At 35.3% G+C, this 12561-nt stretch carries 10 protein-coding genes and 1 other RNA gene; 5 read left to right on the forward strand and 6 right to left on the reverse strand.

What is annotated here, in order from left to right:
* Positions 1-195: 195 nt before the first annotated feature.
* Together AAHN03_RS06145 and AAHN03_RS06150 are read left to right on the forward strand one after the other, a co-directional pair.
* Positions 196-564 carry a hypothetical protein gene (locus AAHN03_RS06145; protein ID WP_342278486.1) on the forward strand — a complete coding sequence of 123 codons (369 nt, stop codon included), beginning with the start codon at positions 196-198 and terminating at the stop codon, positions 562-564.
* Positions 564-1835 (forward strand): autotransporter outer membrane beta-barrel domain-containing protein, encoded by a 1272-nt coding sequence (locus AAHN03_RS06150; protein WP_342278487.1) that lies wholly within the window; start codon positions 564-566, stop codon positions 1833-1835. The genes AAHN03_RS06145 and AAHN03_RS06150 overlap by 1 nt, the downstream gene beginning before the upstream one ends.
* A 35-nt stretch (positions 1836-1870) precedes the next feature.
* Here the strand turns inward: AAHN03_RS06150 and gyrA are convergent, their stop codons facing one another.
* From gyrA to rnpB, 4 genes are all read right to left on the reverse strand, one after another.
* Positions 1871-4561, reverse strand: coding sequence for a DNA topoisomerase (ATP-hydrolyzing) subunit A (gene gyrA, locus AAHN03_RS06155; protein ID WP_342278488.1), 2691 nt, complete (start codon positions 4559-4561; stop codon positions 1871-1873).
* A gap of 314 nt (positions 4562-4875) precedes the next feature.
* On the reverse strand, positions 4876-5763 hold the full coding sequence (locus AAHN03_RS06160; protein WP_342278489.1) for a hypothetical protein: 888 nt from the start codon (positions 5761-5763) through the stop codon (positions 4876-4878).
* Between the two features lie 112 nt (positions 5764-5875).
* Positions 5876-6205 carry a hypothetical protein gene (locus AAHN03_RS06165; protein WP_342278490.1) on the reverse strand — a complete coding sequence of 110 codons (330 nt, stop codon included), beginning with the start codon at positions 6203-6205 and terminating at the stop codon, positions 5876-5878.
* A 72-nt stretch (positions 6206-6277) separates the two neighbouring features.
* An RNA gene (gene rnpB / locus AAHN03_RS06170) (RNase P RNA component class A) lies at positions 6278-6679 on the reverse strand.
* Between the two features lie 119 nt (positions 6680-6798).
* Here rnpB and AAHN03_RS06175 point away from each other — a divergent pair.
* The 3 genes from AAHN03_RS06175 to dnaJ all read left to right on the forward strand — a co-directional run bounded on the left by AAHN03_RS06175 (position 6799) and on the right by dnaJ (position 10907).
* Positions 6799-7422 (forward strand): hypothetical protein, encoded by a 624-nt coding sequence (locus AAHN03_RS06175; RefSeq protein WP_342278491.1) that lies wholly within the window; start codon positions 6799-6801, stop codon positions 7420-7422.
* Positions 7423-7520: 98 nt separating this feature from the next.
* Positions 7521-9407, forward strand: coding sequence for a molecular chaperone DnaK (gene dnaK / locus AAHN03_RS06180; RefSeq protein WP_342278492.1), 1887 nt, complete (start codon positions 7521-7523; stop codon positions 9405-9407).
* Positions 9408-9779: 372 nt separating this feature from the next.
* Positions 9780-10907, forward strand: a complete 1128-nt coding sequence (gene dnaJ / locus AAHN03_RS06185; RefSeq protein WP_341760983.1) for a molecular chaperone DnaJ — start codon at positions 9780-9782, stop codon at positions 10905-10907.
* Positions 10908-10942: 35 nt separating this feature from the next.
* On the opposite strand, the gene AAHN03_RS07725 is transcribed toward dnaJ, so the two are convergent.
* On the reverse strand, positions 10943-11782 hold the full coding sequence (locus tag AAHN03_RS07725) for an SAM-dependent methyltransferase (RefSeq protein WP_410521330.1): 840 nt from the start codon (positions 11780-11782) through the stop codon (positions 10943-10945).
* Positions 11772-12269, reverse strand: a complete 498-nt coding sequence (gene nusB / locus AAHN03_RS06205; RefSeq protein ID WP_342278493.1) for a transcription antitermination factor NusB — start codon at positions 12267-12269, stop codon at positions 11772-11774. The genes AAHN03_RS07725 and nusB overlap by 11 nt, the downstream gene beginning before the upstream one ends.
* Positions 12270-12561 lie beyond the last annotated feature (292 nt).

The following is a 12561-nucleotide window of genomic DNA, read 5'->3' on the forward strand; positions in this document are numbered from 1 at the left end:
TCATATAAATTTTGGGGCGATTATGTTTTAATATAATCTGCTCGTCAATGATTATTTCACAAATCCCTTGTGTTACTGTAATATTAGCTAGACAATTATAGGTTTCTTTTCTACTATTCTATACCAATTATTGTATTTTAACCTATTAAAACAGGTTCTATGTGCTTATCTAAGGTTAAAATACTTATAGCAAAGGTGCTATTTGTAATATCTGCATTGGGAACTGTAATTATTCCACCAATTACGGTATATGGAACTGGTGATTCATCTAGGCATAAGGCTGTAGAACTTTTTAATACTCCATTGGTTATTAATGAAAAACGAACATTTGAACAGTTTAAAAAACAGTTGGGTGTTAACCGACCCAACTCTTACCTAACTAATGTGGCTAATTTTTTTAACCGTAAAAAAACACAAGGACAAAATGAATTCCCACTAGAAGAGCTGAATGTTGAATTTATTTCCTCTGAATTTTATGATGATATAGCCCCTGATGAACCTTATGTGGATATAGAAAAAACAAAAAAAATCAGGAGGATACAACCGATGGACAACAACCAATAGTGCCAGTAGCTAATATACCACAACAAGCAGGATTAGAAGGAGTTGGAGCAGGACATAATCCTGCCCCACTTCTATTGCCTAATAATGGAGTACCACCAGCAGGGGAAGATGGAGCTGTTGGAGTACCGCCAGCAGAAGAAGCAGAAGAAGAACATGTACCACCAGCAGGGGGAGAAGCAGCACCACCAGCAGGACCTACATCGCCAGCAGAAGCTATAGTGCCACAAGAAAAAGTTGCACAGATAGCAAGGGTAACAGTGGCATTAGCGGAAGAATTATTACAAAAACAAAAAGAAACAGTGAGAAATATTGCCTTAGCACTGAATGAAATAATTATCTTGTCTCATGAATTCGCAAACTCATCTATTGATTTAAGATTAAGCGATTTAAAACATCTAAACAATCTTTCTCCACCCGCTGCTGATGATGAAGATGATATTGTTCCTAAAAATGTGTGGGTTAGTGGTACGATAGGTATAACCAAATATAATGGGAAATGCTTGTTAAGTAGCTATACTGGCAGAACTAGTGCTGCAACTATTGGAGGCGATTTAGAGTTACCTAATGGCAGCATTATTGGAGGAGCTTATAATTATGTTCTCTCTAACTTTAAATACAAGAATCGTACTGAGAAATTTACTGCCCACACCCACGTAATATTTATGTATGGTCAAACTAACTTGTCTAAGAAACTAATATTACAAGGATTCCTTTCCCTTGCTTCGGGTAATGTTTCTGCAAAATTACCAGTACAAAACCAGCTAGCTAAAGCTAAATTTGCTAATAGCTCATATAGTAGCAAGCTAGTAGTTGCTTACAAATCAAAGGTTGGTAAAGCTTTAATTATCCCCCATATTGGGCTTAAATACGGGGGGCAGGATATTGCTGGATATGAGGCAAGCTTTGAAAGACAAAGTCTATCGGTAGCTGCTGCTAACAGCCGAAGTTCTTCGGGTCTTATAGGATTTGAAGTAATTATGCCAATGAAGATTAGTGATACTACCCAAGTGATTCCTAGATTGCATATGGAAGTCGAAAAGTTTTTGCATAATAAGCAGCAGAAGCTTCATATGCAGGTCATGTCATATCCATCTAGCAGCAGAGAGGAAATATTGCTGCTTGAAAAACCTACTAAATATAACTACAAAATTGGCGGAACTATCACTATAAAACGTGGAGCAACAGAAATCATGGCAGTATATAACTATTTAGCATCTAATAATAAATATTCAAGCCATCAAGGTTCACTTAAATTAAAATTATCGTTTTAGGCTCAACTATTAAACCAAACTCAGATTATATATTATCATTCGAGTATATCCACATCCCCCTCTTCCTCAGGGCTATCAGCAATCAATGCGGTAGAAACTACTTTTTCTCCTTGTTCGGTTTTGAATAATATTACACCACTAGTATTACGACCAGTTATACGTACAGATTCAAGTTTACACCTAATTAGTTTGCCATTATTAGTAATTAACATCAACTCATCAGACATATCAACCGGCATTACTCCAACAACTAATCCAGTTTTGTCAGACACATCCATATTAACAATACCGCTACCACCACGGTTAGTAATCCTATATTCGTATGCGGAACTTCTTTTTCCGAAACCATTTTCACTAACAGTAAGAATAAATTCTTCTGAAATAGCCATTTCTAAAATCTGCTCTTTACTTAAATGTACACCAAATTCTTCCGGGGTAAATTCCTTGCCACCTGCTATTAACAACCTATTCTCTATAGGAATTGATAGATAGGCTTCTCTTTCCTCCATTGTACATGCTATGCCTTTTAATATTGTCATAGAAATAACGTAGTCACTAGCAGCAATCCTCATACCTCTTACACCATCAGAAGTACGGCTTTTAAATACCCTAACTGAACTAGCTGGGAATCTTACAGCTTTACCAGCTTTGGTTGCCAATAAAACATGGTCTTCATCCTTACAAACTTTAACATCTATTAAATGGTCATTATCATCAAGTCTAATAGCAATTTTGCCATTTGATTGAATACGTTTAAAGTCTGATAAATCATTCCTTCTAATGTTACCTTGGCTTGTAGCAAATATAATATTCAAACTATCCCACTCATCCTGATTTTCAGGCAAGGGCATAATATTATTTATACGTTCTCCTTCTTTTAAAGGTAAAATGTTGACTATTGGTCTTCCTTTACTCTGAGGATTACCAAGTGGCAGTTTATATAATTTTAAGCTGTATACCTGCCCGGTATTTGAGAAAAACAACATCGGTGTGTGAGTACTGCCAACAAATATTTGAGTGGTAATATCTTCGTCCCTCATTGACAGCCCTGACCTCCCCTTTCCTCCTCGTTTCTGTGCTCTATAGGTAGCAAGAGGTACACGTTTAATATAACCGCCCAATGTCACAGTCACAACCATTTCTTCTCTTTGGATAAGATCCTCAATATCTTGATCAAAGTCACCTAATTCAATGCTAGTAAGGCGGGGGGTAGCAAATTCATCTTTGATTCTAATTAACTCATTTTTTAGGATATCTAGAAGTTTCTCACGTGATGCTAGAATGTCAGTATAACCGCTAATCTCCGTAGCTAGTTCTGCAAGATCATTTTCTAATTTATTTTTCTCCATAGCAGTTAAACGTTGCAATCGCATTTCAAGAATTGCTTTTGTTTGTGTTTCAGTAAAATAACATTTACCATCATCTGCTATCATTGCCCTATCATCAACAAGTTTTACTAGGTCTATTATAGATGACGCATCCCAAGTTCTTTGCATTAGTTGCTCTTTAGCACTTGCCGGATCATTTGAAGATTTAATTATTCTAATAACCTCATCAATATTACTAACAGCAATCATTAGTCCCAATAAAATATGAGCCTTATCACGAGCCTTATTTAACAAATATATCGTCCTGCGAGTTATTACTATTTCTCTAAAATTGACAAAAGCAGCTATCACTTCTTTTAAGTTCATAACTTCTGGTAGCCCATCTCTTAGAGCTAACATAATCACACCAAAACTAGTTTGTAGCTGGGTATAGGAATATATTTGATTCAGCACCACTTCTGTTACAGCATCTTTCTTTATTTCAATTACTACTCGAATACCATCCTTATTTGATTCATCTCTAAGATCACTGATACCTTCAATACGTTTTTCCTTGACTAGTTCGGCAATTTTCTCAACCAATTTAGCTTTATTAACCATATATGGTATTTCTGTAATAATAATAGCCTGTCTATTATTAGATATCTCTTCAATTTCGCTGCGTCCTCTAGTTAAAATACTCCCCCTACCCGTTAAATAAGCTGACCTAATACCGCTTGTACCAAGTACGATACCAGCAGTAGGAAAGTCAGGTCCTTTAACTACTGACATAAGTTCTAATATTTCTACATCATTATTATCAACATATAGGCAGCAAGCATCAATTATTTCTCCAAGATTATGAGGAGGAATATTGGTAGCCATGCCAACAGCAATACCATTAGTTCCGTTTACCAAGAGATTGGGAAACATTGATGGTAGTACCAATGGTTCTTTTTCAGAACCATCATAATTTGGCGTAAAATCAATGGTTTCTTTATCAATATCTTCGAGCAATGTATGAGTAACTTTAGCAAGTCTTGACTCTGTATACCTCATAGCAGCGGCAGCATCACCATCTCTTGAACCGAAATTACCCTGCCCATCAACGAGTGGTAATCTTAAAGAGAAATCCTGTGCCATTCTCACTAATGAGTCATAAATTGCAGCGTCGCCATGCGGATGGTATTTACCCATCACATCACCGACAGTTCTTGCTGACTTACGATAAGGTTTGTTAAAGTAATTAGATGCTTCATACATTGCATAAAGGATTCTGCGATGCACTGGCTTTAGACCATCACGTACATCTGGAATGGCTCTACTGACGATTACACTCATAGCATAATCTAAGTAAGAGCCTTTCATCTCATCTTCAATGCTAATAGATATTAAGTTTTGACGATCTAAATTAGTCACAGTTAGAACCTACATTTATTAAAGTAATATTAGAATAGTTTAAGTATATTACATATTCAGAAAAAAATCTATTGCTGAATGAGCGTAGACTAGCTGGAAAAGCTATTTTTTTCCAAGTGTAGCTATAACCCGAAGAACAGATTCCCCAGTTGAGGAAAAAAAAGGAATTAAATAGATAGGGACAAGTTTAAAAGCTCGAGACGTCATTGCGAGGAGCTGCGATGCAGCGACGAAGCAATCCATTTTTAATCACTTTTATGGATTGCTTCGTCGGCTCATGTCTCCTCGCAATGACGCCATTTTACTATGGTTAGCTATACATAACATCTTTTTTTAGATTGCCTGAATTTCAAATAAATCGGCAAGCCAAATAGCGTTAGAACTCTTATAACATAATAATAACGATAATCACATGCCATAGTAGCAAAAAATAGTACTATTGAAAAAACAATAGATATTGCTACGATATATGCCAAAATAACTTTCTCGGGACTATTAGATTGTTTATTTGTTAGAATAGATATTAAATAAACAAATGTTAGTATAAGGCTAATAATATTCTTTGTTAAAATCTTTGACCATAATCCTATATACTTTACCATCCAGTCTTTTAAATGATTTTTTTTAAGATGAATTCCATGTTTTTGAGCTTCGTTATGATCAATAAATAATTCTCCCCGAGAATACCCTACCCCTTTCATTAAAATAGTAAAAGCATTTGCCCGATGTTGTAAAAAAGCTAGTGGATGAGTAAACACAGCCTTTATATAAGAAGCCTCCATTTCTTGCAACTTTATAGGGTCTACTACAGAGTTATAAATCCTAGTATCACCAAAAACTAATAGATTAACCATGTAAGGAGTATAGTTTTTTTTAAGCTTCTCAAAACTATATAAATCTTGGTCTTCTTTAACATATTTTGGTACTAAATCATCATTATTGATAGCAACACTTACTCCAGCAATATCAAATAATTGACGTAATTGCTCTGAATGACTTTCAGTGGAAAAATGCTTAGTAAGTTTAGCATTACCATATATTATTAATAGCGAAATGATGCAGGTTAGTATTATTCTTATTAACAAGCTAGTTTTAAGATAAATTGACAATACAAACAAAATCAAAATTGGAGCTATAAATTGTGCTTGAAATTTAACACCAACAATATAAAAAACAATTGACAATAATCCAATAACTACCAACAAAGGAGCAGGTTTTCGGCGATAAGTATAAAAAATACAAGTAGCTACTACAAAGAAACTACTAAAGGCAAAAGCTACATCTTTCCAAATTGTTCCAGATTGGGATAATATATTAGGTAGAAATGGTATTAATTAAGTAAAGCCATCTGTATTTATTTTGTGAATCAGCATAGAAAAGCAGCAATACTCCACCCCACAATAATGCTAAATTTAATAGTAGCATCGTCTGCGGACCTTGGTAAATATAGTGAAGTAAAGACCACACCATTGACATTAACGGTGGGTGATGAGAGAAATAGTTTTTATTAATACTCTGCCCATATTGATCGAAACTGTCATATGACATACCACCAAGATAGGCAGAGGCAAAATGTAAAGACATTAAAAATAAACACAAAATGACAGGGTAATATTTACGCAAAAACTCTGTACAGCAATTCATGTTCACAATTTATTCTGATATTCCAGCCAGTTTTGGATTAAAATTTTTAATTTTAATCCAAAACTGAGGTTTCAAATATGATGGTCTATAAGCCGGATTTTGTATAAATAATATTTCTATTATCTACTGCAGTTATTTATCTAGGATAAATATTACCATTTATCTCAAGCGATCCACCCACATTACTTCTAGTCAGAGATGCCTAGGAACACGTAAGTTCTATAATGCCTATTTGATCTTGCTCTTGGTGGGGTTTACCATGCGTAGCTTGTTACCAACCTACCGGTATGCTCTTACCACACCATTTCACCCTTACCAAAATTTGATAACAAAGTTTGGCGGTATATTTTCTGCGGCACTTTCCCTAAAAGATTACTCTTCCGCTGGACGTTAACCAGCACCATATCTCTGTAGAGTCCGGACTTTCCTCGTAAATTCTAGTATAGATATTTACGCAACTGCACGACCATCGAAGTGATTATGTTCTGAAATAATCTTTCCGTCAATGATTATTTAAAATTATTCTTCTAGGATGCTTAGTGCTAGTTAAAAACCTGTTATTATTTATATTTTCAAGATAATAAGTTAAATTTATGGTAGTGAGTATAAAATTTGCCGCTGAATTACGGGATAAATTATATGGATTAAATCTTTCTGACCCAAAATATCTACAATTTTACCAAGAAATGGTATTTACTTTTATTAAAGGTAATGAAAATGAAATATTACAAGTATATAAAGATATTAAGGGGTACAACACTATAGGGATAGGCTTTAACATGGATAATCCAAGAGCAAAAATTGTGTGGCAGACAATATTCCAAGGTTCTTTATCATTTGACAAAGTTTATAATGGCGATAAAGCTATTACAATACAACAATCTCGAATGATATATGACTGTAAGAGTGCTGTTAATCGCCTAGAGCTAAAAAATATTTATGGTAAGTCTTGGGATAAGTTAAAACCTAACGAGATGCTGATGATTGAGGATCTGTATTGGAATGGTGGTAATAAGCTAGTAGGTAAATATACCAAGTTTTTTAAATATATGATCCTTTATACTGAAAGTTCTAGATTAAAATATCTTATACAAGGATTAATCGAGGTAAGAGAAAATTCTAATAAAGAGAGAATTAGGGGTGTTCAAAATCTTAGAAATGTACAAAGTGAAATAGGTGACTCGTCCAAATGTTCTGCTCCAGTGATAAGGACCTGATATAACTTTTTTTCACAGCTACCTCTTGTAAAATAAACGAGAAGACACTATATCAAAACTTATCAAGTTGATTTATTAAATTGGGATTAGGAGTGTATATGGCGAAGATCATAGGTATAGATTTAGGAACAACAAATTCTTGCGTCGCAGTAATGGAAGGAAAAGAGCCAAGAGTCATAGCAAATGCTGAAGGAGTTAGGACTACTCCTTCAATGGTAGGATTTGGTAATGACGGTGAAAAATTAATTGGAGATTCAGCAAAACGTCAAGCTGTAACCAATCCACAAAATACTTTATACGGTATTAAAAGATTGATAGGTAGAGGTTTCTCTGATCCTATGGTAAAAAAAGACCAAGATCTTGTACCATACAAGATAGTAAAAGCTGCTAATAACGATGCTTGGGTTGAAGTTAAGGGCGAAAAATATTCTCCAAGCCAAATTAGTGCTTTCATTTTACAAAAAATGAAAGAAACAGCTGAGAATTATCTTGGTGAGAAGGTAACACAAGCAGTCATTACTGTACCAGCATATTTTCACGACGCACAGCGCCAAGCAACCAAAGATGCTGGCAAAATTGCTGGTTTGGAAGTATTAAGGATAATCAATGAACCAACAGCAGCCGCTTTAGCATATGGTTTCGATAAAGCTGAGAGCAAAATAATTGCAGTTTATGATCTTGGTGGTGGTACGTTCGATGTATCAATTTTAGAGATAGGTAACGGTGTATTTGAAGTTAAATCTACCAACGGTAATACTTTCCTTGGTGGTGAAGATTTTGATTCTAGAATTCTAGATTATTTAATTGATGAATTTAAGAAAGAAAGTGGTATAGATTTACGCAAAGATCCTTTAGCTTTGCAACGTCTGAAAGAAGCTGCTGAAAAAGCTAAAAAAGAATTATCATCTGTACCTCAAACTGATGTTAATTTGCCATATATTACGGCTGATAGCTCAGGTCCTAAGCATTTAAATATAAAATTTACTAGGGCGAAATTAGAATCCTTAGTGGCAACATTAATTGATGATACAATAGAACCATGTAAGAAAGCTTTAAAAGATGCTGGGCTAAAAGCTTCGGATATTCAAGAAGTAGTACTTGTTGGTGGTATGACTAGAATGCCAAAAGTTATTGAGAAAGTAAAGGATTTCTTTGGTCGTGAACCACATAGAGGAGTTAACCCCGATGAAGTCGTGGCTCTAGGTGCTGCTATTCAGGGAGGAGTGTTAAATAAAGAAGTTACTGATATATTATTGCTAGACGTTACCCCTTTATCTTTAGGTATTGAAACTCTTGGTGGGGTATTTACTAGGCTGATTGATCGTAATACTACTATTCCGACTAAAAAGAGTCAGGTATTCTCTACTGCTGATGATAACCAACATGCTGTAACGATTAGGGTATTCCAAGGTGAACGGGAAATGGCTTCTGATAATAAGTTACTTGGTCAATTTAATCTTGATGGTATTCCGCCTGCACCACGAGGATTACCGCAAATTGAAGTAACTTTTGATATAGACGTTAATGGTATAGTTCATGTTTCTGCCAAGGATAAAGCTAGTGGTAAGGAACAAAAAGTAACTATTCAAGCTTCTGGAGGTCTTAATGATGCGGAAATTGAACAAATGGTAAAAGATGCAGAAAAAAACGCTGAGGATGATAAAAAGCGTCGTGAATTAATTGAGGCTAGAAATAGTGCTGATAGCTTAATTTATTCAACAGAAAAAACTCTAAAAGAACATGATAGTAAAATATCAGCTAGTGATAAACAAGAAGTAGAAAATAGCATAACAGAGTTAAAAGCAGCTTTAGAGTCTGATAATCTTGAGCAAATTAAAGCAAAAACTGATGCTCTTATGGCTAGTAGTATGAAAATAGGAGAAGCTATGTATAAATCTCAGCTAGATGATCATAGTGAGGAAAAACCTGGGACGAATGATGACAAAGTAGTTGATGCTAACTACGAAGATGTCAGCAACAAGTAGGAATTTTTGGATGTCACCCCATAACTGTTGAAAGTTAAAAAATCGTCTATTAGCAAAGTGCTATTGTAAGGCTTAAACCGTCTATTAGCGAGCGAACGTACGTGAGCGTGGCAATCCCACAACTGTTGAAAGTTAAAAAACCGTCATCGCGAAGCGTCGATAGACGCCGTGGCGATCTCATGAAGTAAGCTCTTCTTCACAAGATTGCCACGTCGTCGCTTACAGCGACTCCTCGCTAATAGACGGTTTAGGGCTTACAAAGCTCATCGCGATGACGATCTTTTAACTTTCAACAGTTGTGGACATCACCCCTCATGGTGAGGCTGCTAAAAAGGATAATTTAAACTAAATTAAAAATCAGATATTCTTATTATGTCGACAAAAGATTATTACCAAATACTTGGGGTTAGTAAAACTGCTACCCAGGAAGAGCTAAAAAAAGCTTATCATAAATTGGCGATGCAATATCATCCTGACCGTAATACACAGGATAAACAAGCAGAAAAAAAGTTCAAGGAAATAAGTAGTGCTTATGATATCTTAAAAGATGAACAAAAAAGAGCTGCCTATGATCGTTTTGGACATGATGCCTTTCAGAATTCAGGTGCAGCATCGTCAGCTGGAAGACATAACAATAGTGGACCTGATATAAATGATATATTTGGTGAGTTTTTTAATGATTTTATGGGTGGCGGGGCAAGAAGACAGCGACCATCAACTACCATTAGAGGCTCAGATCTAAAATATGATATCACAGTTACTTTGCAAGAAGCATTTCGTGGTATCGACAAAAATATTAGTTTTACCAGTGAAGTAAAATGCCAAACATGTAATGGCAGCGGATCAGAAAGTAATGCCGGAATGACCGAATGCGACGCTTGTGCAGGACAAGGGGTTACCAGAAGACAAGAAGGCTTCTTGACATTTAAACAAACTTGTGCAAAATGCCAAGGTGCAGGACAAATCATTAAAAATCCATGCAAAAAATGTTATGGTCAGGGGCGTTACTCACAACATAGAAATTTATTAGTAAATATTCCAGCTGGTATTGAAGAAGGTACTAGAATAAGGCTTATGGGTGAAGGAGATGCCGGAGTGCGAGGAGGAAATAACGGGGATTTGTATATTTTTATTACTATTAAACCGCATGACCTCTATAAAGTTGATGGAATTAATTTGCATTGCAGACTACCAATTAGTTTTATTAAAGCTATTTTAGGTGGAGAAGTAGAAGTTCCAGATATAGAAGGTGGTAAGGTAAAATTACAAATACCCGCTGGTACACAAAATGGCGAACAACTTAGGTTAAAAGGCAAAGGTATGTCTAAGGTTAGATCAAGCATTAGAGGTTATATGTTTGCCCACATACATATTGAGATACCAAAGAATCTTACTAAAAAACAAAAAGAATTACTAGAATTGCTGGATAAAGAATTTACAAGCGACAAAGATGAGGATGACGCTAGTTTTTTTAATAAAATGAAAAACTTATGGTCATGAAATTTTATCTAGATAATCAAGTTTTTCCTTAACTGTCATTCAGATTTCCTATTTAAAGCAATTAAATAAACCTCTACTGACTCTTTACGACTAGAATATGGTTTAAAATGCTTGACCTTATGAAAATTAAGTTTAACTCTGTTTAGCACATTATTCTCCGTACCACCTCGAAAAATTTTAGCAATAAAATGCCCCCCTGGTCTTAAAATTTTTAAGGCAAAGTCAAGGGCATGCTCACATAAGTCAAGAGTCCGAATATGGTCAGTTGTTGCATGCCCCGTCGTATTAGCAGCCATATCACTCATTACCACATCAGCACTACCATCGAGCATCTTTATAATAATCTCTTTGGTATCTTCAGCATAAAAGTCTTTTTGTAAGCAATGTACACCAATAATTGGCTCAATGTCAAGCAAATCAACTGCAATTATCGTGCTATTATTACCACTAGATTCATCAGATTTAATAGACTTCCTGCAGAATTCTACTTTTGCTGGTAATTTGTGCGTGATACCGGTACTCTGCTCCTCACGTACATTTGAGTACGCTGCGGGTCGAGGTTCCGTGTCTCCTACAAATTCCTCAGCAAAAGCGAATTCTGCAGGAAGTCTAATAATTTTGCTAGCCACTTGACTCCATCCACCTGGTGCAGCACCTAAATCGACTAATTTCATCCCTGGTTTTAACAGATTAAATTTTTCATGGATTTCCAGCAACTTATAAGCTGACCTAGACCTATAACCATCAAGCTTTGCTTTAGAAACATATGGATCATTTAATTGGCGCGTGAGCCACTTTTTCGATGAATTTTTACGCTTTTTTGCAGTTTTAACGGCAACAAATTTACCTCTAAACCCTAATATATTAGATGTCATGACACATGATCTCACTAGATTTTTTAGCAATTCTATCCAATACAGAATTAACAAAACCAACCTCGTTTTCATTCAACATATCACCTGTAATGTCGGTGAATTCATTAATTACCACTTTACTTGGAACATTTGGAAGAAATTGTAATTCACAAATTGCCACACGCAAGAGAGCAAGAAGCAAAACAGGTAAGCTGGTAATTTGCCATTCCGATGTCAAATGCCTTGATATCATCTTATCAATTTGAGGTAAATTTAGAACTACAGACTTTACTAACAATTCAAAATAGCTTATACTTAGCTTTACTTTTATTGGTTTATTGAAATTGGTTGTTAAATCATTAGCTACTCGTTCATCATGATAGAATTGAACAATTTGCTGCATAATCTGGTCTATGTTTTGATCAGGAATCTCCGGTTTATACTGATAAATTGCCTGCACCGCAGCAATACGTGCTATCGTTTTGGTACTAATCTTGGTTGAGGTCATAAAAATTTTTGATGTATTGGTAACATATTTAATCTATTACTCGATAATCAAGTTTTTTAGAATTATTAAAAAATACGTCTATTAGCGAGAAGCCGCGAAAAAGTGGCGACGCGGCAATCTAGGATACGCGAAGCATTACTCTAAAAAAACAGCTTCGCTGTTTACCTAGATCGCCACGCCACTTTGTGGCTCGCGATGACAACTATTTATTTCTATAATTTAGTATTTTCTATCATTAGCTGGGACTTTTAAACTGCCCTGGCGATGACGGTTAAGGAAAAACTTGATTATC

The organism is Candidatus Tisiphia endosymbiont of Myopa tessellatipennis (assembly GCF_964031105.1).
Lineage (GTDB): Bacteria > Pseudomonadota > Alphaproteobacteria > Rickettsiales > Rickettsiaceae > Tisiphia.